This is a genomic window from Enterococcus thailandicus (assembly GCF_001886265.1).
Taxonomy (GTDB): Bacteria; Bacillota; Bacilli; order Lactobacillales; family Enterococcaceae; genus Enterococcus_B; species Enterococcus_B thailandicus.
Genome location: NZ_JXLE01000015.1, coordinates 48,719 through 71,213, shown reverse-complemented (window position 1 = coordinate 71,213; position 22,495 = coordinate 48,719). Strand labels below are relative to the sequence as shown.

The window sequence follows — 22,495 nt, the reverse complement described above, 5'->3', positions numbered from 1 at the left end:
GGGTATCTGCTATTTTCACAGCATTTGGTTAGAAAATAATTAAGCAAATACATTACTACTTAACTATAAATAATAGTGTCATCATAATACGGAGTAATAGTATGATAAGCTCCGTATTATGTAATAGTTGGATTTAACTTGTAATTTAATAAGAGGAGGTGTCTCAAATGAACTATTTAGCAATTAATCCTAAGGTATCAATGTTTTTGACAAAAGATGCATACAATATAATCATCGAAAAAGAAGATTCCAACAAAAGGAAAATATATGATTATTTTTCTGTTAACAAAACAGGAAAACTTATTCTTGAAAGTATAAATGGAGTAGAAAAATTCGATACGATCATAGATATATTTATAAAAAAACATAATCTTATTGAAGATGATCGTCAATGGATTACTGAATTCATAATGGATATGATTCGTAAAGAAATTATACTTGTTGAAAAAAAGCCAAGCAAAACGCCTCACGTTCTAGTGATATTTGGAGAGACTAATTTAATATCTCCAATGCATGTAACTATCGAAATTACTGAAAAATGCAATCTTTATTGTGATCATTGCTACTTAAACGCATCATGCAATAAAACTACTTCAATAGACTATGAAAGTTTTGAGCCTTTAGTAAAAGAATTAAAAGAAAATAACGTTTTATCTATCGAGTTAACAGGTGGAGAAGTTTTCATGAATAAAGATGCTGATGCAATTTTGGAACTAGCGTTTGCAGAGTTTGCTCAAGTTGCAGTTTTGACCAATGGAACAATTTTAAAAAAATCAAGTCTAGAAATTCTAAAAAGAAATAAAGATAAGTTAGTGGTTAGTATTTCTTTAGATAGTGTTTCGGAGGAAACACACGATTCTTTTAGAGGATTCAAAGGAGCTTTTAAGAGTACATGTAGAACTATAAAAAAATTGAGTGATGAAGGTATTCATGTAAGAGTTGCATCCTCGATTTTCGATAAAAATATGTGGGAAATTGATAAACTAGCAGAATTATCAAAGAGATTAGGTGCAGAAATCTTTGTTTATAATTTTATTGAAGATTTTGGTCGAGGAATAGAGTTCAACGAGTCTAATGCTATTGCATCTACAGAGAAGTATCGTAAATATTTAAATGATACAGTTCATAAATTTAAGGATATTATTCCTATAATTGAATCAGAATTCTTTTTAAAAGCATCATCAAACTGTGGTGCTGGGATCAATTCTTTTCTTATTGGTTCTAATGGGGATATCCGTCCTTGTGCAATATTCCCTAAAAACAAGATTTTTGGAAATATTTTTCAAGAAGAATTCTCAAATATTTTTAGCAAAGACATTTACAGCCAGTTAAGTAAAATAAAACCACCTAGTACAGAGAATGGATGTTCAGTAGATTGTCCAAAATATTTATCATGCTTAGGTTGCTATATGAAAGGATTAGAAAATAATTTTGATAAACAACCTAATGAATTTTGTACTTGGATAAAACACAATGATCTTGCTGAATTTATGGAAGTATATAAGGAAGGTCGTGCTGTCTAAATGAAATGTATATCTAAGTATTTTTTTAGGCATCTTCCCAATGAAGCTACTAAAAGAACAATTCTTTTGGTACAGAAAGAAATTATATCGAAAATTAATCATATTGAACTTGAATTAGGTATAGTGGTTAAAATGTTTGTAGTAGGATCAATTTCCAGCTCATTCGTTGAACTGGTTAGTATTCAATCAGTTGATGAGTTAACAGAAACTCAGTATAGAGAAATCATTACAAAAATAGGAGTATTAGAAAAAAAACAATTTAACTCATTAGGTTCAATTGATATCTCCAGTTTGGAAATTGAGGATATTGGTTTAAAAAGAAAAATTAAAAACAATACTGACAAAACTTTTATAATTTTAAATAATCAATTTAAGAATTGGAATGACTATAAGTTCATCCCAAACAAAGAAATTTTGTTAGGTAAATTTGAATTGAATGGTGAACCACGAAATACGAATGTATCATTTATTGGTAATTATTTTAATATTGAATCTCTAAATTCATATGAAGAGCTTGCAAAATTGAAATTATATGAACAATTATGGGAAAGCAACAGAGGGTTACTTAATATCAGAGAGAAGGGGTACTGTTATTCGACAGTAGCGAAATTTCATGAAAGATTAAGTATTTTTATAATAGGATCAGTGGCGGAGTATAGTATTGAAAAAAGCGAATTCGTTAGAAAAAGTATCCAAAGCGCGAAGTTTTCAAGCGATAGTTTGAGGAAAGCAAAACAGAGATTGAAAAAAAACCTTCTAATTTCTTCTAGTATAAATCAATCTTGCTACACTCTGTTTCCTTTCTGGATTTTCAATAAAGAAGTAGTTATAGAAGATATAATCAACGTTATTGATAAATTAAATGTGGATGATCTACAATGTAAATTTTTATCTAGTGAATTTGTATGTACAAAGATTGGGGTAAATAATGAATAAAGAATATATCTATATGGAATTTAGTTTTCCTATCAATGTTTCAGTAGATCATATATATATATATCCAAAATTTGAAATGTTACCAGGTTATTTACATTTGCTTGAACACATGATTATACGAAATAGTAAAGTGGAGTTAGAAAAGTATGAACTTAAAAATAATATTTATAACGCATTAACTGATAAAAAGAAGATGAACTTTGTATTTATTCACAGTGATTTTGAAGAAATTCCTATTAGTTTTTCAGCAGATACCTTTTTTCAAGAAGAAGATTTTAATACAGAAAAAAAGATTATTATAGAGGAAAGAAAGTTATATCCTGATAATTATCCATCTGTCGATAAGATTTTGGGAACAGAAGATCAAATTGAAGAATTTAAGTTGAGAATTTTACAGAACATTTTAATAAACAATGAATTTTCTTTTATACACTTTAATTATGCCTCTCATAATCAAAAAATAAATGAGAAGAGAAAAGAGTACGTACCTATTTCTATGAATTCGATTTTTAATTCTGTAATTTCTAAAAGCAAAGGATATATTATTTTAAAAGAATCCTTTGTTGCAAAGTTAATTATCTATTTTTTAAGAATATTAGAATTCACTGTTATTGGGCTTAAGTTTAATGTTAACAAGGAAAATAAAAGAATAGAAATATCATATTACGAAAATACAGATTTACCCAAACTACTAACCCAAAAATCTCAGATATTAAAACGTTATAAAATATTTCTAAATGAGTTTAGGTTTCATAATCAAGAAATGATTTATCTAATAGAAAATTTTGAATGCGTAATTGAATTTGAAAAGTACTGGGAGGAATTGACTTGGGAAAAGCTTCTATATTAAAAAAGAAAGCTGTCTTTCTTTTTATAGTTAACCTAGTTATGTTGCTTATTGTATGGGGATTAAGAATTTATGGAATAAAGCCACCTAATGTATCAAACTATCTAGTTTGTTTGGTTTATTTCATTATTTTGATGTTAGAGTTAGAGTTCAGTAATATGCTGATTTTTTTTAAAGAGCAATCGTTTTCCACACCTAATTTTCTTAGTAATTTAATTAGTACTATAAATATTGGAATCTTTCTCATGACTCTGCTCCTTTTATGCAATCGTTTATTCAACAATTCTTTTATAGGGATTTTAGATAGTAAAGTTTGGTTATTGAATATTTCTCTATTCTTAGTTAGTATATTATTAGTGATAAAAAAGCAAATCATAAATTTAAAAGATAAGAAGAAAGTGTTATTTATTTTTATAGGAATGGGATTATTCATCTTTCAGCTTACTGTTTTAGACGTCTTTTCTATTTTAGTGATTTTTTTTACTACAAGCATAATAGATAGATTTAATCTGAATGCTAATTATCGAACAATCACGTTGTATTTGTTAGTTATTCCTATGATTACATTATTATTAGTAGCCTTAAAGTCTCAAAATATTGTCGTTTGGTTTATAGTTGGAATGTTGATGATAGTATCTATTACAATTAGAAAGTTAGGAGGAGCTATTTATGGATAGAAAGTTATTAAGAATACTTATTGCTATTTGTTTTTTAGTAGGTGGTATTGTATTTTTGGTTAAGCAAGAATACATTTACGCCATAGTATTTTTTGTGGTGGCAGTTGTATATTTATTGAACAGAGGCAAACGAAATGAGTGAGAATGAACAACTATTGTTTATAAGCAATCTCAAATCTTGGTATGAGAAAGAAAAATTTATAATAGATATTGAGGAACTAACAATTTTTAAGCACAGTATAGTTGGATTAGTTGGGAGAAATGGTGCAGGGAAAACTACACTTATTAATACGTTGAGTAGTGTAACTGATCAATATAGTGTAACTAAAATTAAATGGTTGAACAAACCAATATCTTTTGAAAAATTAGAATTCAAGAAAAATCGATTTACTGTTTTTACAGAAAATAATGGATTTATGAATTGGAATTTTGATCAATACATTCGGTTGCTATGTAAGTTATATAACGTAGTATTTGATAATGAAAAATTATTGTATTTAACTGAGGGCTTTCATTTTACCTCATATAGAAATGTTCTGATTAAAGATTTATCCACAGGTAATAAAAAAAAGGTATTTCTTATTTCAGGACTATTTCTTAGGCGGCCTCTATTAATTTTGGATGAGCCTCTGGATGGTCTTGATTTTGATTCTACAGAATTTCTTTATAAAGAACTCATGGAATATAAAAAATATGGCTCAATTTTTATGAGTTCGCATATTATTGAAAGTATAACAAGAGTATGTAATGAAATTATGGTACTGAAAAACGGAAAGATAAATAGTTTCAAATTGCAACAGGACTTAGTTTCTGATCAATTACTTAAAAAAATAATGGGAGAACTTTAAATGATAACTATTACTTTTAGAGATTTGCTTAATTTAAAGAAGCTAACATTCACCTTAATTTCTTTATTAGCCGCTTGGTATTTTTCTTATAATTTTACTATTCATTTTAATCTGCCCATTATTTTTTTTAGTGTTTTTATTGTTACATTTCTCTCATCTATGCAGACATATTTTTCATACTTTATCAAAGGAAGGATCATTGACTATTATCAACTACCAATACCAATAAATCATTTTTATGTAATTTTTCTAACAAGTGTTTTCTTTGTAAATTTACTTGAAAGATTGTTAATATTGGGAGTCATATTTTATAGTCAATTTATTAGTAATTTTCCAGCATTTATATACTGTTTGGTTTATTCAATGTATGTTATATTGATTAGCTTCTTTACATTTGATCTTATGCAGAAAGATAGTCTAATTTTTTATAAAAAAGCTTCTAAAATGATAACATATCTAATTGCTATGACTATTCCGATTTTGATAGATAGTCTCATACTACTATTCTTATTATTACTAGTTGCCGTGGTTAAATTAGTAAAAATAAAACATTTAGTCTATATTTCTGAACAATTAAGAAGCAGATCAAGCCTTGTTAAAAATAATTATTTTACCAATTCTTTAGTTATGGATGGTGCTTTTTTTATCAACTTGATTTTTGGGATGGTTTTCATTGCATATCTATTAATGCAAAATACTAATGTTCATGTTATTGTACCATTAATTTTTACTATAATTTCTATTAATTCACCCATTGCAACATTAATATCGTCGGATAGAGGAATGTTAAAACAAATTAAGTCATTGCCAAATTCTAGATATATTTATATGATGTATTTCAGACTACTGCTTGTCTATTTTTCTTCGATGAATGTTTTCATTTTTCTTATACTAATTTATTTGAATATTATAACTGCAAATTTGTTTACCGTTTTTTTTATAGCAGTATTAATACTATTCGAATCAATATTTTCAACCATATTGGAGATACGTTTTCCTATAAAAAAATGGCATTTAAAAAAAGATATATGGAAAAATCCAAGAAAATATATTTTAGCTGCTATAGTTTATTTATTTACGTTTCTCTTTAGCTTTTTATTTTAGCTCCGATTCTCGAATCTCTTTGCAGAGATAGAGGATAGGAGCTATTTTATTAATGACTTTAGTCGGTTTCAATCGCTAAAGTCATTGGAACAAAAAAAACACGTGTACTGCGCGTGGAAGAAGTAGCTTTAGCGATAAAACTCCTTTCGATATACTAGATAAAGGCTACCAACCATTATAAAATCGAAAGGAATTTTTTTATGTCAAATGACGATAAAAGTTTAGCACATACTCGATGGAATTGTAAGTATCATATTGTGTTTACACCAAAATACAGACGGAAAGTCATTATGGAAAGTTGAGACAAGATATTGGGAAAATATTGATAAAACTGTGTGAAATGAAAGAGGTAGAGATTATCGAAGCCCATGCAATGCCAGATCATATTCATATGTTAGTAAGAATCCCACCTAAACATAGTCTATCATGTTTTATGGGCTATTTAAAAGGGAGGAGTGCTGTAATTATCCATGAGCGTCATGTGAATCTGAAATATAATTATGGAATCGATTGTTTTGGACCAAAGGATATTATGTGAGTATAGCGATCCATTTAGCAAATAAAGACTAGAAAAAATAGAGAGATAGCGGTTGGCGGTCTCTTAAAAAAGCTACCTTGAACGGAGCAGCAAGTAGTGAGCCCTTCTAGGGCTATTAAAAAGCCAATTTTTTCTGTTGGATAGTAACCATTCATTTTAAAAATTTGTTAGGGTGACAGTAGAAATAATTACTTTCTATTTAAAATATTCTCAAGAATTGATGGAAACAATTGGAGGAAAGAGTTTTCAACAAGTTATATGGGTTGGTGGAGGGACACGTAATAAAGAATAACTACAGAACCAGGCAATATCTTGATACACCAGTTGTATCATTAACCCGTAAGCAAAGTCTTTCTTTAGGAGCAGCAATGATTGTTTGAGTGAGACTGAATTAGCTTAAATAACTCAAGGATTGTATAGTCTTTTTGTAAAATTTTCTGAAAGAGTATATCAAAAAAGATGAATATTTTGGTGCATAATACTGTATATGATAAATATAAAAAAAGTATACGCTAATAGTCTTAACCTTTTCCATCAAAATAAAAGGCTTGCTACAAATTTATAGCAAGCTTCTTTTTTTACAAATGGGGAAAGAAATCAAAATTTATTTTTTCTTTAATTGGATAAACTCCTCAAAATTTTGTTCAGATTGAGATATCTCTGAATTTAATTGCATAATGATATCTTCAGCCACTTCATTAAATAGATCTTTTGTAGTATCAGATAGTTGGAATTGTAATAATTTTTCATATGTTAGTATATAGTCAAAAATTGCATTAAAAAAAGCTTGTAAGTCAGTTGTTTCTGTTTCTGATAGTATTATCCTTGGTAGTTCAGAACATTGTTCAAATGATAATGATATTTCTTTAGGATCAGCAGTGGTATTTCTATTGATGATTGTTTTAATAGTTAGTAATTCCATATATTTTTTCTCCTTAAAAACATAATCTCATTTCCCTCAAGGTGTTCAATTGCTAGAGGTTCCCATGATACAATCTCACTAGCATTTTTAAAATTTATTAATTGATTAGAATACATATTTCCAGTCATATAATATCCCTTTTGATCAGGGTATCTACAGTAAATACTTTGACTAGGTAATGTTGAAATTGCAATATTCGCATTATGTGTTGAGACTATTAAAGTTTTTCCGATATCTCTAAGTCTTTTTAGCGCAGGAATAACGTAACTGGCAATATATTTGTTACCAAGCCCCCGCTCCATCTCATCAAATAAATAACAATCATATTCTGTATTTTCTAGTATTGCTACAATAGAAAGAATAGATTTTTCACCTTCTGAAGGATTATAGGGTGTTGAAGAATTTTTTGTTTCTAATGTCATCCCTGGATAAGGTTTATGATCTGGATATTGTTTAGAAGGCTCAGGATAAACCCTGATAACTTGATTTACAAATTGTTCACCAGTATATTTTTCGTTGGATTTAAAATAATTATTTATACTAGTAAAAGAATCCGAAAGTGAGAAATTTCGTAATTTCTTCATTAGTTCTCTGTTTTGAACAATAGTACTTTTATTAAACGGAGAGTCTAAAAAAACTTCATCTGATAATACCATCACTTTAGTTGTTAAATATACTGTCCCTTTACCAGGCAAATAGCCTAATTTGTATTTTTCATCACTTTGTATACTATCTAACAGTTGGTTAATTTCTATGTTCCATTTATATCTTTCTAGACGTTTTGCTACTAAACTGGAAAATCCAATATTGTTAGGTTTAGATTTAGCGCCAGTTTTTTTATCTACGCTGCCCTTAATTGTCGTTAAAAAATCTGAAATACTAGAATTAACAAAACTGTTTTTAAAGTCTTTTTCAGATTCTGAATAAATATGCTGTTTTAAATTGATTAGTTCCGTTGAGAGACGGTCTTTGTCAGCATAGTCGCGTTTTTCTGACTTATTCAATTGTTCTACTTTATTGATTTTTGATAATTTTGAATTTAATTGTCTTTTGATTTCTGAAAATTCAACTCCAGATGAAGAGAAAGTGCTGGCAGTTTTTCTTAATAAGTTCTTATTTTTACCATTAGATTTTTTTTTGCTACATTCAATATATGTTTTAATAAAATTGGATATCTTTCGTTCTTTGTAATTCGATATTTTGTCAAATAGAATAGCAATATCTGCAGAAGTTTCTTCATCAATGATCGTACGCTCAATTTTATTGTTTAGAATGTCTGTATATTTTTCTTTGTATTCAGCCCCCTTATGAAAAATAAATTTTTTCCCGGATTCTTCGTAGTAAGGAATTAGTTCTTGCTCTATTAGTTTCGTTTTCCCCGAACCTTTTTCTCCAAAAATAATATTAATATCATTAAAAATTGAGATTTCTCCTCCATCAAAATAAATAGTTTCACTATGAGCATTGTCTAGTAAAGTTTTAATTAAAAGAGTTTCATCTTTAGCTAATTCTACAAATTTTTTAAATGTTTCGATTTTGAATTTTATTTCAGGTAAATTACTGGAAGAGTAAGTAGACCAGTCTTTAACGTCACTTCCAATTATAGCTAATTCTTTATGAGCATTAATAATTCCCATTGTTGCCAATTTTCCAGGTTCTAAAATTACGACGTAATCACTTAGTTTTTCTTCTAATCGACTTTTAAAACTAAAATCAATGGAGCGTTCTTTATCTTTATCTAGAAAATGGGGGATAACGATAATGTCATCTGAATTAAACTGCTTTACTCTATCAAAGAAGTCATTTTCTGATAAAGTAAACGTATCATAGTTTCTATTTGAATCATTGTCGAATGTTTTATAAAATGCTTCCTTGCATGATGGATCGCAAATCAAAACAATATGGCTTTGGTTCTTTTCACTTATTACATCAAGTTCTATTCCAGGGAAAATTACAAGTTCTTCATCTAACTTTTGTATTTTATCAAATTCGTGTAAGTCAAATTTATTATGGTTCGTAATGGCACACATACAAACCTCATTTTCATGCATTTTTTTAATAAAGTTTTCAGGAGAGATATTTCTTTTAGACCCATCTCCTTTTTTACATCTTTGAGTGTGTAGATGAAGGTCGATTTTTAACAAATTTATCACATCCTTAGTCAGTCAAATAAAGTAGATATTACAGTGAATAATTCTAAGCCTATCATGTGTACTTAATAACAAAGAAACCTATATTAAACAATACATAACAATTATAGTATAACATTTTTTATGTTACTTTGAACGTTTAAATGTGGTAGTATTTTAACAAGCAAATATAAATCCTTGCTTGTTAGATTGATTTTTCGGTTGGATAGTTTTTTTAGCAGTTAATAGACTGTAATCAAATGCTTAATACGTTGTTTTTGATTCTATTCAAAGCAAAATATAAAGATTTTTTCTGTATCTAGCATGGTGTTGAGTTTTGTAATATGCTCATTTAATTCAATATTAAAAATATTATTTTATATCATTATTTTCTTAGTGAGGTGAATTGTTTGAGTGATAGATCTTAGACAAACTCTGCAATTAATGTAGCTACTACATACTCTTTTTTTAGATAATTCTTAAAATTATTCAATTATTAATTCATAGGTTAAAACAGATTCTACATGCTCAAGATTTAATATATTTTAAGAAAAATCTTTATTCATCAAAATAAATTGTTGAAAGATAGTTGTATGTTAAAAAAGTACTATACAGATGATCTGAGATATACATTTTTTATTTTTGTAAGTAAAAGAAATGAATTGTGTCTAGGTCAAAAGTCTTAAATTTACTAAAATTTGGAAGGATCAGTTAAATAAAATGCAGTCAAATCAAAGTTTAAATTTCCTTAATTTGACTGTATTTTTAATTTTGATTGGTTTTGTCCCATGCTCTTCTTTTTTTGAAGATCGTATTTAAATCAGTAACATAGAATTTGATTGATTAAGGCGTCCCACATCCAATAATATAAGGACTGTCTTTTTCATAACTACGTTTAGCAATTTTGTCTCCTGAATTCCCTTCAATTGTGTAAACAACTTCATTTTCTACTTTCTCAACAATTCCTACATGGTCGCTAACAGAATCACCATCCCAGTCAAAAAAGATGATATTACCACTTTTAGGCAAATTTCCTTTCCCCAACCATTGATTTTTAGCTTTAAAATTTTCAATACCTGTTGGGCAATAAGCGAACCGTTCCATTTTAACCCCAGCTTTTTCAGCATTATAAGAAACAAAAATAGCGCACCATTCAACACGTCCATTGAAGCCGTACCAACGCCAATATTTTTCCCCACCATCATGAGGTCCTTCATCTAATTCTTTAAGTGCTGCTTTTACAATAGTTGAATTCCCTTGACTATTATTGTTGGAAGTAGAAGTGATGTATTGTTTAACAATTTGAGCATAAAACATATTGCCATACGCATAACGATAATCATATCCTAAGTTGACAGCTATAGGATTAGTGTAAGTGACTGTTTTTCCACCTGCTTGATTTTTTGAGAATTGAATCGCACGATCCAGAGAGTAGCTTTTACCTGAATGACTTAGAAAGCCACCGCCAAAATTATAGGCTTGTACAATATTTAAAACATCGTAATCACGATGCACTTTCCACATATCTGCAAAATATTTTACGCCAACCTCAATGGATTCGTTTGGATCTTGAATTGAATTTGGTGGCTTTCCTTGGCTTTCGGAACATTGCATAACATCAGGATATTTTTCTGAATTACCTCCAGTTTCTGCCATAATAATTCCTAATAAGTAAGGAACTGCTTCTGGAATTTCATTTTTGGTAGCTTCTTTTATCACCTTATCTTTCCAACGAAGCACTGCTTCTGGAAGATTTTGTCCTTCCTCGGAGGCTGTGTGTGTAGTAGAAGAACTACTGCCAGCAATGAGCATAAAAAAAATGAAAAAGAAGCCCAAAAAAAGCAATGGAAATAACTTACGCATTTTCATAGGCTTGTTCCTCACTAAATTCCGACGTAGTATAGGTTTCTTGTCTAAGATGACTGATTTCTTTTTCCAGTAGCTGGGCTTCTTGTTCTGTAACTAGAGAAGGGAGGTGTGGCTCTGTTTCTAATGAGTCGTCCTTTACATTGCTTGTTTCAATGACTGATTCAACAGGTGTTTCTGCTTCTTCTGTTAAAGTATTTGGACTCACCAAATGATCATCAACCTCTTCTGTAGGTAATACGGTTTCAGTGAGTAATGGATCTGTATTTGAGACAGAACCAGAAGTGTTCTCAACAGGATAGTTAAATGATTCTTCTGGGTCGTTTACATCAAAAGTATCGGTAGGGAGTGGTTCTTCCTTGGACTCCGTTGGTTGTTCATCAAAAGGCATTGCTGTTTGATGAAGAGAAGTTTCTTCCTCCCCAGCTTGCACTAATAAATTATCCTGTAGTTCATTTTGACGATAAGCGTGATCTAGCTCTATTCCTGATCGAAGATAATCATTTTCTGCGGTTTGTGTTTTATAGTCTTGTTCAGCATAGCGATTTTGCTGATCTTCTTTTTGTGCTCGTTGTTGTTGTCTTTCTTGAATGGTTTGTTTGGGATTGAAAGAAAAGTCTTTTAACTCTGCTTTACCTTTCGTCAATGAACGAACAATCTGACCTTTATTCTTCCAGATAAACAGCCCTAACAAAACTTTGACAAACAGTCCTACAATCATGGTGACAATGTTTGTGACAACAAAAAAAGTATCTAACAAATTTAAAATAGAGAACAAGAGACCAAAACCGAATCCAATCCCTATTTTTGAAGCAAACAGTGTTCCTAGTAACATGAAGCTATTTTTTAGCAGATGGTGCATGTTTGGAATCAAAGCTAAAAAAAGTAGTGAAGGAAAGAGAAAGAGGATGCCATAAATTAATAGCTGGATTAAAATATTTGCAACTCCGATAATTAGTACAGCCGTTCCAATCACGATTAGCATAATAAATGTATTTAATAAAACAGCAACTTTTTCGGGCATACGATCTGAGGTGAGATAAGAATTTTTTTTGGAGTCTTTTTTTATTTTATCAGCAATCTCATCGGTCTTTTTTTGGTCAAATGTTTCACCACTTTTAACAAGATAGGATTCAAATTGCTCTTTTGATACATCTGTTTTTCCAAAGTTGAGTAAAGCATAAGGTTTAATAACAAATTCATCAAAAATGAGATTTCGGATATTACTTGTTCCGTCTAGTTGTTGATTTGATCCAAGTAAATTTTCTGAGATATTGCCAGTGTTTTTCGTGAGACTGCCACTTGTTAAATCAACTAATTGTCCTTGTACATTTTGAGAGAGGGTATTCACTTCTTGAACTTTGTTGGCACCATCGACAAAAAAGGTCATACTGCCAACGTATATTAAGGTGAAAATACCAAAACGGATTAATGCCTTGCTGATTCCTTTTTCAAAAAAATCTTTCACTGAAATGACAATTACAAACGTAAAAAGGAGAATTCCTACAACACTGAATAACTTGTTGTAGATAGCACCAGTAGTGGAGAATAAATCAGGTAACACGCCTTCTAGTAAATTTAAACTAAAGAGTTTATCTATCACGTAATCTAATGCTAGAACAAGGTATTTGATTAATCCAAAGGCAATATTGAGCAACGCATTTAGCACACTTTGCAAATTTTCATTGATGCTAAACCAGCCGCCTTTTTCAAAAAAGGATTGGAAACTGTCAATATCAAATAAATCTTTTAGTAACATAGCAGCTCCTTTCTAAGCGCTAAAGGTTGTTTCCACATCTGCACTTGTGTTTTTTTTGACCGTTTGTAGCATTTGATGGATTTCTTCATAAGGACAATAGACAAGCATTTTCCCAACACGACCACGTAAGTCTAAATAAAGACAATGGTATTTGGGTAAGTTTTTTAACCAGTCTATATTTTCACTGGTTATTTCTAATCCTAAATGGCGAAGAATCTCTTCACGTTCATCTTTGTCATCATAAGCAAAAATTCGTCCAAAATTTCCTGTGTCATCTTCTTCTGCTGTATCTTTAACAGATTGAGTGACGATGATAAGAGTATTATTGAAACTTCGACCAACTCTGCGCATGGACTTGATAATCGCACGTCCGTTTTTAGAAGAATTAAAAATCCAACTTTCATCAAATAGAACAACAGTGCTTTCTTCTCGATCACGTAAACCAAATAGTTCACAGAATTTTCCTATAGACATCATCAACATGACCGACTTTCTCTGTGTAGCACTGTAGTCACTGCTAAGTGTTTCTGCACGAGGCATTTCTAAACCTAAGACTTCTAGGACAGTGACTTTATTAGTGAGATTCAGTCCTTCATTTTCACCATAACTAAAGGCTAATTCTAAGATGGAACCCTGTACCGATTTCTTGATTAAGCTGGCTGTATCTCGAACCTCTTCCTGTGTACTTTCTAGCATGAAGTCAACTACATGAAGTAATCCTATCCGTTCGCCTTGATCTCTTCTTTTTAATACTGTTTCTATTCCTTCTAACATTGCCAATCTTGATTTTTTCTCTCTAGCACTAGTAAAATCATAAAGCTCTTCAAATAAATCTTGAGCCATATCTTTTGCAGCTACTCGATTAGGAATAAAGCAGAAGGGATCAAGAACACCCTTGTTACTGGTTTTATTTGGATCAAGTCGTACTTGGTGGAAATGCTGTTGAATGAAAGCGCAAGTGTCAGGATATTTTTCTTGATAAAGTGGATTATTGATAACCTCCATAATCCAATCAAAGAACTCAGATTTAGGGTCAACGTACAAACCTTTTCCATTCATTAAAACTGAAAGGAAGAAAATAAACTTTGCCAAGTAGGATTTCCCATTTCCAGTGGGCCCAGTGATGGCAATGTGCGGACTATTGGCTTTTTTATCGGTGATATCATTTTGGTTCCCAATAGCTGGATTAAAGAAAACAGGTTTTCGACTAGTTTTTGCAATTTCTTTTGGTGTTAGGTTTCGAGTATTTTTCAATTCCGAGACCATACCGATAGGAATCCCTACGTTATCACCAATCCGATTTTCAACACCCAATAACATTTCACTGATGCCTTCAACTGTAGTGTAATGAAGCCAATTTTTTTCTTGTCCCGGTTTGTTACCAGCTAAAAATTGATGGAAGAGAAAGACTTGATCGGCTAACCCTTTTACAATTTCTACATTTCGAGATTGGCATAAAGAAATGACGGTACGAATCCGACTGCGACATTCTTCTGGTGTTTGTCCAAAGACACCAAAAAGCCCCAGCCATTTAATGACAGGGACTCTTAAATCTATTTTATTATTTAGGTCGGTTAAAGCGTAACGATTAAAGCGGCTGGATTTCATTTCAGCATCGCCCATAGAGACTGTTTCTTTTGCGCTGTTTTTTAATCTTTTGGCTGCACGAGAAGACTTTCCTTTTAATCCTCTACCACCTTTTAAGGGTTCAAAATGCCCTTTGAGTCGAAACTCCACTGGAAAGGGGAGGCTTTGCACTACTTCTGCTACATGATTGAATGCCAAATTAGGGGCAAATTTATGAATAGGAAGCAGTGCAATGTAGCTAGATCCTTCGGGGCTTCTTAGCTTTAGTAAGCCTTGTTCTTCTGTAGGATCAAGAATGGTATCTGTTAATGAATAGTTGCTATTTTCCACAAAATCAAGATCAAAAGAAGTCTTCATTCCACGTACATAAGGATAACGGCAGGCTTGTAGCACCTCTTGTTCAGTAAGTCTACGCCCATTAATCGTTCCAACGAGTTGAAAGATTTCTGACTCTATTGAACGGTATCGTTTTAAAAAATCTTCATCAATAGTTAGGTGATAGTGGTTCAGGGATAATAGTTTTCCTGCGTAATAGTCAACGACTTCCATCGCTTTTCCTTTTATGGTTGTTGCAGAAGATAAGCTAGAAAGTTTAACCCCAATATAAAATTTTTCCGTTGTAAGGACTCGAAGTTGATTTTCTAATTCGGAAAGTGTTCGATCAACTAAACTATCGCCCATTGATTTTGCTTGTTCATCAAAATTTTCGGAGAAAGCTGCTAGTCGTTCGCTAAGATTATAAGAATGCGGATTTAGAAATAGTTCAAAGTCTTCAAAGCGGCGTAAGCTTTGCAAAAATTGATTCCATTTTTGTTTGTGTTTTTCTTGAATTTCTTTATTTTGACCAATAACATAGTCGCTAGGGCAAGTGAAGTATGCCCAAACTTCATTATCTGTAGTAAGCAATAAATTATGATAAACCTTATGAAATGGCTGCTTAAACTTCATTTTTTTCCACCTTCCTATAATAATCTAGTGATTCGCTTACGAATGGATTGCTTGATTAGTGACTGATATTGTTCTTTTAATTTAGGGATTTTTGACATTGGAATAACCCCATCTGTAAATTGTCGAAAGAGTGTCTTTTTCATTAATAACACTTCGTCATCTGTTTCAAATAATTCATAGAAACCTTCTTCTTTAGCATTTAGTGATTCAAATTCATGGATTAGTTCTGGAACAACACTATCTTTTATTTCTTGCTTCAATTGGTCAATATCTAAGGTATTCATTTTTTCTTCTCCTTCTTTTTTTAGGAAAAGCTGTTCAATAGTGCAGCGGTCATAAATTACTTTTTCTTGTTTAAATGAGTGAAGTTGTTCATGATAGAGCAATTTATGCCCAAATACAAAGGTAAGAAGATAGACAAAATAATCTTTCAAAAAAATATCTGCTCGCTTTCCGTCTGGTTCAACTCGGTTAAATAGCTGTACTAAACCATAAGGGATAGCTAGAGAAACCATGACGACTAATTGATTTATCCCAAAAAGCATCAAGAGAGCACTAAACACAACCGCAAAACTGATTGTTGCGACAGTGAAGTCCTGTGCATAGACGACAAAAGGTAAGTGGACGTTTTTGGCGATTTCTCGAATCATATAGGGAGCATTGAAGGGCTCTCTATAGTCTAATATCTGCTTTTCTTTATTCATGACTATAATCCAAAGTAGCTTTTTAGATTAGAAAGTGAATTAAGAACACTTGTAGGATCTTTAATAACTGCGTAAATAATACCGCCAAAAAAGAGGATCGCAAAACCTTGAATCCATTTTGAATTCAGAAATTCTTTGATAACTAAATAGACAACAACAACTCCAAAAATTGGCGCAATCCAGTCGTTCAAGATATAATTACTAGCTTCTTTGGCATTAGCATCCGCATAGGCTACAGGAGATAGTGAGAAAAAGAATAAGAGGCTGCTGAATATGGTTGTTAATTTTACGGTCAATAGTTGTCTTTGGTGAGGTGATTGTGTGCTCTTCTTTTGTTTCATTTAAATTCCTCCTAAATAATGATGAATGGTTTCAATGAAATAAGTGTTTTCTCGTTGCTTCAACAATAAAGTCATAGTTTCTTTGTGTCCTATTTTTGTTTCGCCATCAATAACATCAAAGGTAACAAAAGCAAAGAGTTGTTTGTCTTTGAAGAAGGGTTTAATTTGGCTATTACTTATTTGATAATTACCTGTTAGAATTTCTGGTTCTTTCATCATAAATGCCATATCTTCCAATGAAGCAGATACATATTTATCAAGGAATGACTGGATGAAACTGACAACCATTTTTTCTTCTTTGGTATCCACTTGTTGGTACTGAGAAATATCAGGCATTTTTAGTTGCCCATTTTTTGAAGTTAGTGAAGGCTCAAGAGTAAAATAAGGATAGGCAGTCACTTTAAACGATTGATTTTTTAATTGTATAAAAGGGATATTTAACAACACACGATTTTCAATTTTTTCGTAGTCAATATATTTTTCTTTGGTGACTACTTCTTTATTACCTTCTTTTTTCTTTACATCACGTTCTTTTGTAACTTGAGCATTGATTTCATAAGCAATACGGTATTGAGCCACCAATTGTCCATTTTCACTGATTAGATTATAAAAATCAGAAGAGAGTAGTTTTCGTTCAGTCCCCGTATTCTTTTCTTCATCTAGGGTAATCATGAAATAGGTCTCTTGGAGTGAATTAAAACGTTTTTCAAATGCTTGCTGCTCGGTAGGAATATTAATGTAAGCTGTAATGAAAGGCTGTAGAAACTGTTTATACAATTCTGATGTAACAGCTGTATTTGTCTTTTTTGCTAATTCTTTGTGAATCGTTTCAGTTAATGTGGTTTGTTCTTTGCGAATAAGACTTTGCATTTGGGTAGATTTAACAAAGGCAAAGGGACCACTGCTGATTAACAAAAGCGTTAGGATTAGAAAGAAGGTACGAGTCGTTCGGATACTAGCGGCTTTTTCTTCTTTTGGTAAAGCTGGGGGATGATTCTTTTTCTCTTTGATAAATTTCATTGAATTACTCCTTTGCGATTATTAAAAAAGGGAACCCCTTTACCAAATAAAGGAGTTCCTTTGCAGAAAGTTGCGTACCATAAATTTTTAAACGACTAGGCTGAGAATTGAATAGATAGGTAGCTTTGTAAAAATCATACGAATAACCAAGATAAATACCGGAATCGCTATAACGTTCTAGTCCTTCAATATAAAGACTGGTGTGTTTAGAAAGAATTCGTTCAAAACAGACTTCTTTTTTAGAAATAAAAACCAGATTTTCTCGTTGAGTTAGTTTTTTTACAGTGAGAAATTGCCGAGCTTGTCTTTCGGGAATTTGTCCTTCTAAATAGAAAAAGCCATATTTTTTGAGTTCTTCTTTGAGATATTTCTGATTCATGACAATACCTCAATAATAGTATTGTCGTTTGCTTGATAGAGGCGTCCATCTTGGCGTAAATCTTCACCAATTCCCCCATAGTCAACATTCCACTTGATTAAATCAGGAACACCAGATAAATAGCCAAGATCATCCACTAATTGTTCTGCATAGTCTTTATAAGAATAACAGTCAGAGTAGACTTGAATTTCATCAATTTGTTCAAATGCATCTAAAATATCGCTGAAAAATCCGTACTCTACAAGTTCATCTAAATAGTGAATGGCTGGGTGTCCACTATGCTCATCCAGTTGTTCTGCTACTTCATTCATTTCATTAAAATTTTCATAGTGAGAAAGGGTAAATGGTGCCATGTAGTCTGTTATTAAATGTTCCTGCCCATCCTCCAATTCGATTTTTTCTTTGACCTCTTCCCAATCAATAGGTAGTTCAAACCATCGCCCTTTATGGGTATGAAGATTTTCGATATATAATTCAATCATTTTTTTCACCTCTCAATTAAATAAAAATTGTGCTAATAGTTGTTCGACTTCATCTTGTGTAACAGTTACAGAAGAGGGAGTAGCTGCTTGAGCTTCTTCTTGTAGCAATAATTCTTTTATTGTTGTTGTAAGTTTTGCCAGCTCTTCTTGATCTTTTTCTTTTAGCTCTGCTTGCTGAATTCTAGACATTAACTCATTTTTGCCAAACGTTTGATCCATAATCCAAATTTTCTTTAGCGTAGGAGCAAGATAGTTTGAGAGCCAGCGTAACGCTTTGTCATAATTTGGTTTTTCACCCTTCATGGTCAATCGTAATTCTTGCATACTTTCAATGACCATACGCCAATTTTGACTGTAATGAGTGCGCAGTCCATTTGAGTCGCAATCATATACTTTGATGGCAGTATCAATTAATTCTTTGACGATCCATTCAATTGTTTCTCCTGTAGAAAGTAAATACTCAACAAAGAGATAGGCTTTTTCGTCAGCTAAACGGATTTCATAACGATTTTTAATACCATATTTCTGACGAGCCATTTCAACAGATATTTCTTCTTTTTTTGCTAGTTCGTAATCTTTTTGGTAAAAGTTTAAATAAAACGGCGATTGTCTGGAACCAAAATAAAGAGAGAGTCCTTTGTTGAGCCGCTGCCCACTCTTAACAACAATTCCTCCTGTAAAATCAAAATTGCGAAAAGTGGTATCGACTAATCCTTGTTCAACTTTTTCTTTCAATTCAAATAAATCATAATTGGGATAAAGAAGAGAGAGATGTTCATCCAGAGCCAAATCAATTCGCGTAATTTTGGTGTCAATTATTAGACCTTCACCAAAAATATTCGATTGATAAAGCCGCCAAAAGAATGTCGTCCAAGTTTCTTCTTGTTCTTCTAGTACCAATTCATATTCTCGACAGCCTTGTCCACGCAGTTCAATCATCACTCCCATATCTAGGTTTTCTGGATTTGAGAAAACAAAGATGTCACTAAAACAATAGCTTTCAGTATAATGATTAAAGCCATAGTTTTTGTAAATGAATACATCTGGATTCATTTGTAATATTTTCTCAATTACTTGAGAAGGGGAGTGGATTTTGAATCGAACACGAAGAAAATCAATTTTTGCTTCCATGGGTAGAAAGCCACCGTCCAAATGGAATGTTTTGCGTATTTTTTCTATGGATTTTTTTGGGATCGTTCGTTTACCAGTTTCAATCATAGAGAGGTATGATTTACTCCAATCAAGCTTTTCGGCAAATTGCTGTTGTGTTAATTGTAGTCGCTTTCGTAAAATTTTTATTTCTTGATTATTCATGGGTCACCTGCCTTGTTGTTCACAAAATAAATGAAAATTGTTTACAGCTTTATTCTTAAAGAAAAGCTTTATTAATAAGGGATTTTGATAACCAATTTGTCTTTCTTGTAAAAAGTTACCCCCATGTTATTTAGCGGGGGTAACAGGTTAGAGCGAGCGCTGCTCGCCCTAACCACGCACAGTCATAGGCAGGAAACCTGCCTATTCCTTTTCGTTCTACCGCCACACACCAAAGTGTGCGGCTTTCACAAGGAAACCTTGTTCATAAAACGAAGCGGTTAGTATCAGCTTCTTCCATCCGCTGAGGCAACGAAAAAAGGGCAACAAAAGATAAAGCTTTTCCTTTCCCTTTTTTCATTGATATAGGGAGTATCTCACCCTAATTTTTTCTGTGAAAGTCCAAAAGCTGAATGTGCTTCATTAATTTCCTCAGTAGTCATTTCTTGTAAAAGCTCTTTTATATTTAATGTTTGCATAGTACCTATTTGTCTAAGTTCTGCTAGGAAATCATATTTTTTCGGAACAAGAGGGGCATAGAATTCACGAGGAACTCCTGAGCCACTATCGCAGTAGCCTCTGCCTTTCATTCGTTTATTGATGAACGCTTTTCCTTTTTGATCCGATCCAAAAGTCATGTAATAGCCCTGTTCTGATAGCTTTCCCAAGCTAACTCGAAATAGAAGATTATCACGTACACCGCCACCAAAGTTATCTGCATCAGGACGTTGGGTTGCTAAAATGAGAAAAACACCTGCTTGTCGTGCTTTTAGAACAAGTTCCTTTACATATCGCAGAATTTCGTCCTGTTCTTTATAGGTTAAGGTGCCAAAAAAGGCTGCCCACTCATCAACAATAATAAAGTAGGGAGGAATACCATAGTATGCAAAGTTTTTCCCTGTTATATAGTTAGGAAGAGCCTTCATATAAACATAACGTCGATTCATTTCTTCTACAGCATTCTTTAAACATTTCGTAATCCATTTTGTCCCGTAAAATACGTGATTTTTGAATAAATGTAGACTTTCTAAATCTTTTAAATCTGCTTCTTTTGGATCACATACATCAACCGTTCCAATCTGAATGAGCGCATGAATTAAGGTGAGCAGAAAGTAGGACTTGCCACCCCCTGTGCCTCCAGTTACTAACATGTGAGGCACTTCGGCATAGTCCCATACAACGCCATCCATGAGTTTGACTTGTCCATTTGTTACGATACAATCTTCAATTCCAATCCGCTTACTGATCACATCAATCATTAATATATAGGTGGTGAAGCCCATCTCCTTTTGTTCCTCAATGAAGTCAGCAATGTACATTTCTTCAAAAGTCTTTGCAATTTTTTGAAAGCGATCATGCCATTTCATGCCATCTGTGGGAACCGTTAAATAAAGAATTTCCTTGGTATTACGGTAATAAACTTTTGGAAAAACCATTTTTTCAGTAGCCTGTTCTTTTGATTTCCGTTCCTTCTTCTCATACAATCCATTACTTTTCAAGAGACGAGCTAACATTTGTCGTTGGTAGACTCGATAGAAGAAACCACCCTTTAAAAAAGAAACTCTGCGAATCATGACCAAAACTAACAACGGCAAGAAGAGTATTAAAAAAAGCCCTCCAATGGGAACTAAGAGGGCAATCCAATCAATTATTTGTCTTTGTTGCATCATCTGTATTAGCGGATAGATAAAAAGGTAGCTATAGTAACCAGCAAATAATAGAAAAGGAAACCAAGCTAGTAGAAGGTAGGTACGATAAACAGATAGATGTAGAGGACGAATTCTACGTCCACGATAATGAAAGAATGTGTTCATAGTTGCCTCCATTCAATTAGTTTTTCAGATTTTGCTCCCCTTTGGCTTGCTTTACATTAACTGATTCTACTTTTTTTAAGGATTCTGCTCGGATTTTGAAGGCTTGCTCTGACTGAATCGAATCGTTATAACCAGTATAAGAAGAAAGCCAAGCAAGTGCAGTGACTTCTCCTGTAAGCTCTACTTCATCATCATAAGAGAACGCTGTAGTATCAACAGTTTCTGGAACAGTAATATCAATTTGGTCATTTTTAGCTTCGGAATAGACAGTAATGCGTTGTTCACGAACAAAATCTGTTCGGTTACCTTCTGTATCTGTTTCATAAATTTTTTGGCTATTCAAATAGAATAATTTTCCAAATGTTCTACGTGTATCAAAATCTTTCACAATGTTATCTTCAAATTTTAAACTCATCATTTTTCTCCTTTTCTAGTTCAGTGTCAGCAGTTGTTTAGCGAAAATTTGTAATTCAAGTGATCGACTAACTGTTCCAATATTATTTCGTTTGGCACTAGGAACAAGTGTAACTTCATGCAGCTCGACTTCTTTACGACCTTCAAAACGTAGGGAGTTTCGTAAATTTGGAACGATAATTTCAAAGTCAGGATGAAGAGCAGAGGAGGCTGTAAAAATGCGACAAGGGATTCTTTTTCCCTCTACATAAATTTCTCGTTCTTCTTTAACGGTTGCTTTGATTTTATTTCCTAATTGATTGTCCTTTAAGACAATGCTTGTGACACGATTGGACATCTTTTTTCC

At 32.1% G+C, this 22,495-nt stretch carries 21 protein-coding genes and 1 pseudogene; 8 read left to right on the top strand and 14 right to left on the bottom strand.

The genetic code is table 11. From position 1 onward, the window contains the following. Window positions 1-167 precede the first annotated feature (167 nt). The 8 genes and pseudogenes from RV17_RS10530 to tnpA all read left to right on the top strand — a co-directional run. Window positions 168-1,523: a radical SAM/SPASM domain-containing protein gene (locus RV17_RS10530; protein ID WP_071869194.1), complete on the top strand. Its 1,356-nt coding sequence runs from the start codon at window positions 168-170 to the stop codon at window positions 1,521-1,523. A 66-nt stretch (window positions 1,524-1,589) separates the two neighbouring features. Next, a complete protein-coding gene (locus tag RV17_RS10525) occupies window positions 1,590-2,459 on the top strand; it encodes a hypothetical protein (RefSeq protein WP_128701591.1) in 870 nt (289 codons plus the stop codon). Beyond that, window positions 2,452-3,309 carry a peptidase M16 family protein gene (locus tag RV17_RS10520; RefSeq protein WP_071860828.1) on the top strand — a complete coding sequence of 286 codons (858 nt, stop codon included), beginning with the start codon at window positions 2,452-2,454 and terminating at the stop codon, window positions 3,307-3,309. The genes RV17_RS10525 and RV17_RS10520 overlap by 8 nt, the downstream gene beginning before the upstream one ends. After that, window positions 3,288-3,983 (top strand): hypothetical protein, encoded by a 696-nt coding sequence (locus RV17_RS10515; protein ID WP_071869192.1) that lies wholly within the window; start codon window positions 3,288-3,290, stop codon window positions 3,981-3,983. Before RV17_RS10520 ends, RV17_RS10515 begins: the two co-directional genes overlap by 22 nt. Continuing rightward, a complete protein-coding gene (locus tag RV17_RS13285) occupies window positions 3,976-4,125 on the top strand; it encodes a YrhK family protein (RefSeq protein ID WP_071860830.1) in 150 nt (49 codons plus the stop codon). The genes RV17_RS10515 and RV17_RS13285 overlap by 8 nt, the downstream gene beginning before the upstream one ends. Further along, window positions 4,118-4,831 carry an ATP-binding cassette domain-containing protein gene (locus tag RV17_RS10505; RefSeq protein WP_071869191.1) on the top strand — a complete coding sequence of 238 codons (714 nt, stop codon included), beginning with the start codon at window positions 4,118-4,120 and terminating at the stop codon, window positions 4,829-4,831. The genes RV17_RS13285 and RV17_RS10505 overlap by 8 nt, the downstream gene beginning before the upstream one ends. After that, window positions 4,832-5,935 (top strand): hypothetical protein, encoded by a 1,104-nt coding sequence (locus tag RV17_RS13605; RefSeq protein WP_071869190.1) that lies wholly within the window; start codon window positions 4,832-4,834, stop codon window positions 5,933-5,935. 200 nt (window positions 5,936-6,135) lie between these two features. Further along, window positions 6,136-6,472, top strand: a pseudogene (tnpA, locus tag RV17_RS10495) (IS200/IS605 family transposase); the annotation flags it as partial. Between the two features lie 605 nt (window positions 6,473-7,077). Here tnpA and RV17_RS10490 read toward each other — a convergent pair. The 14 genes from RV17_RS10490 to RV17_RS10425 all read right to left on the bottom strand — a co-directional run bounded on the left by RV17_RS10490 (window position 7,078) and on the right by RV17_RS10425 (window position 22,486). Beyond that, entirely contained in the window at window positions 7,078-7,395 is a 318-nt protein-coding gene (locus RV17_RS10490) for a hypothetical protein (protein WP_071869189.1), read from the bottom strand. Then, window positions 7,383-9,539 (bottom strand): hypothetical protein, encoded by a 2,157-nt coding sequence (locus tag RV17_RS10485; protein WP_071869188.1) that lies wholly within the window; start codon window positions 9,537-9,539, stop codon window positions 7,383-7,385. The genes RV17_RS10490 and RV17_RS10485 overlap by 13 nt, the downstream gene beginning before the upstream one ends. 828 nt (window positions 9,540-10,367) lie before the next feature. Beyond that, complete coding sequence (locus RV17_RS10480) at window positions 10,368-11,393, bottom strand: lysozyme family protein (RefSeq protein WP_071869187.1); 1,026 nt, start codon at window positions 11,391-11,393, stop codon at window positions 10,368-10,370. Then, on the bottom strand, window positions 11,380-13,149 hold the full coding sequence (locus RV17_RS10475) for a CD3337/EF1877 family mobilome membrane protein (protein WP_071869186.1): 1,770 nt from the start codon (window positions 13,147-13,149) through the stop codon (window positions 11,380-11,382). The genes RV17_RS10480 and RV17_RS10475 overlap by 14 nt, the downstream gene beginning before the upstream one ends. Window positions 13,150-13,161: 12 nt before the next feature. After that, window positions 13,162-15,684 carry an ATP-binding protein gene (locus tag RV17_RS10470; protein ID WP_071869185.1) on the bottom strand — a complete coding sequence of 841 codons (2,523 nt, stop codon included), beginning with the start codon at window positions 15,682-15,684 and terminating at the stop codon, window positions 13,162-13,164. Window positions 15,685-15,698: 14 nt separating this feature from the next. Then, window positions 15,699-16,388, bottom strand: a complete 690-nt coding sequence (locus RV17_RS10465) for a TcpE family conjugal transfer membrane protein (protein WP_071869184.1) — start codon at window positions 16,386-16,388, stop codon at window positions 15,699-15,701. Window positions 16,389-16,390: 2 nt separating this feature from the next. Then, window positions 16,391-16,729, bottom strand: a complete 339-nt coding sequence (locus RV17_RS10460) for a TcpD family membrane protein (protein WP_071869183.1) — start codon at window positions 16,727-16,729, stop codon at window positions 16,391-16,393. Beyond that, window positions 16,730-17,749: a conjugal transfer protein gene (locus tag RV17_RS10455; RefSeq protein ID WP_071869182.1), complete on the bottom strand. Its 1,020-nt coding sequence runs from the start codon at window positions 17,747-17,749 to the stop codon at window positions 16,730-16,732. Between the two features lie 4 nt (window positions 17,750-17,753). Then, on the bottom strand, window positions 17,754-18,128 hold the full coding sequence (locus RV17_RS10450; RefSeq protein WP_071869181.1) for a hypothetical protein: 375 nt from the start codon (window positions 18,126-18,128) through the stop codon (window positions 17,754-17,756). Continuing rightward, window positions 18,125-18,610: an antirestriction protein ArdA gene (locus tag RV17_RS10445; RefSeq protein WP_071869180.1), complete on the bottom strand. Its 486-nt coding sequence runs from the start codon at window positions 18,608-18,610 to the stop codon at window positions 18,125-18,127. The genes RV17_RS10450 and RV17_RS10445 overlap by 4 nt, the downstream gene beginning before the upstream one ends. 12 nt (window positions 18,611-18,622) lie before the next feature. Then, the gene (locus RV17_RS10440; RefSeq protein ID WP_071869179.1) at window positions 18,623-19,924 is read right to left on the bottom strand and encodes an XRE family transcriptional regulator; all 1,302 of its coding nucleotides are present in this window, start codon (window positions 19,922-19,924) and stop codon (window positions 18,623-18,625) included. 374 nt (window positions 19,925-20,298) lie between these two features. Beyond that, window positions 20,299-21,735, bottom strand: coding sequence for an FtsK/SpoIIIE domain-containing protein (locus RV17_RS10435; protein ID WP_071869178.1), 1,437 nt, complete (start codon window positions 21,733-21,735; stop codon window positions 20,299-20,301). A 16-nt stretch (window positions 21,736-21,751) separates the two neighbouring features. Beyond that, window positions 21,752-22,150: a DUF961 family protein gene (locus RV17_RS10430; RefSeq protein WP_010823036.1), complete on the bottom strand. Its 399-nt coding sequence runs from the start codon at window positions 22,148-22,150 to the stop codon at window positions 21,752-21,754. Window positions 22,151-22,165: 15 nt separating this feature from the next. Beyond that, complete coding sequence (locus RV17_RS10425) at window positions 22,166-22,486, bottom strand: hypothetical protein (protein WP_003744482.1); 321 nt, start codon at window positions 22,484-22,486, stop codon at window positions 22,166-22,168. Between the last annotated feature and the right edge of the window lie 9 nt (window positions 22,487-22,495).

Excerpts from the sequence above, each read along its gene's own strand:
- RV17_RS10425 (WP_003744482.1), bottom strand. The coding sequence starts at position 22,486 with ATGTCCAATCGTGTCACAAGCATTGTCTTAAAGGACAATCAATTAGGA.
- RV17_RS10435 (WP_071869178.1), bottom strand. The coding sequence starts at position 21,735 with ATGAACACATTCTTTCATTATCGTGGACGTAGAATTCGTCCTCTACAT.
- RV17_RS10455 (WP_071869182.1), bottom strand. The coding sequence starts at position 17,749 with ATGAAATTTATCAAAGAGAAAAAGAATCATCCCCCAGCTTTACCAAAA.
- RV17_RS10520 (WP_071860828.1), top strand. The coding sequence starts at position 2,452 with ATGAATAAAGAATATATCTATATGGAATTTAGTTTTCCTATCAATGTT.
- RV17_RS10440 (WP_071869179.1), bottom strand. The coding sequence starts at position 19,924 with ATGAATAATCAAGAAATAAAAATTTTACGAAAGCGACTACAATTAACA.
- RV17_RS10480 (WP_071869187.1), bottom strand. The coding sequence starts at position 11,393 with ATGAAAATGCGTAAGTTATTTCCATTGCTTTTTTTGGGCTTCTTTTTC.
- RV17_RS10450 (WP_071869181.1), bottom strand. The coding sequence starts at position 18,128 with ATGAATCAGAAATATCTCAAAGAAGAACTCAAAAAATATGGCTTTTTC.
- RV17_RS13605 (WP_071869190.1), top strand. The coding sequence starts at position 4,832 with ATGATAACTATTACTTTTAGAGATTTGCTTAATTTAAAGAAGCTAACA.
- RV17_RS10470 (WP_071869185.1), bottom strand. The coding sequence starts at position 15,684 with ATGAAGTTTAAGCAGCCATTTCATAAGGTTTATCATAATTTATTGCTT.
- RV17_RS10460 (WP_071869183.1), bottom strand. The coding sequence starts at position 16,729 with ATGAAACAAAAGAAGAGCACACAATCACCTCACCAAAGACAACTATTG.
- RV17_RS10505 (WP_071869191.1), top strand. The coding sequence starts at position 4,118 with ATGAGTGAGAATGAACAACTATTGTTTATAAGCAATCTCAAATCTTGG.
- RV17_RS10490 (WP_071869189.1), bottom strand. The coding sequence starts at position 7,395 with ATGGAATTACTAACTATTAAAACAATCATCAATAGAAATACCACTGCT.
- RV17_RS10475 (WP_071869186.1), bottom strand. The coding sequence starts at position 13,149 with ATGTTACTAAAAGATTTATTTGATATTGACAGTTTCCAATCCTTTTTT.
- RV17_RS10465 (WP_071869184.1), bottom strand. The coding sequence starts at position 16,388 with ATGAATAAAGAAAAGCAGATATTAGACTATAGAGAGCCCTTCAATGCT.
- RV17_RS13285 (WP_071860830.1), top strand. The coding sequence starts at position 3,976 with ATGGATAGAAAGTTATTAAGAATACTTATTGCTATTTGTTTTTTAGTA.
- RV17_RS10530 (WP_071869194.1), top strand. The coding sequence starts at position 168 with ATGAACTATTTAGCAATTAATCCTAAGGTATCAATGTTTTTGACAAAA.
- RV17_RS10430 (WP_010823036.1), bottom strand. The coding sequence starts at position 22,150 with ATGAGTTTAAAATTTGAAGATAACATTGTGAAAGATTTTGATACACGT.
- RV17_RS10445 (WP_071869180.1), bottom strand. The coding sequence starts at position 18,610 with ATGATTGAATTATATATCGAAAATCTTCATACCCATAAAGGGCGATGG.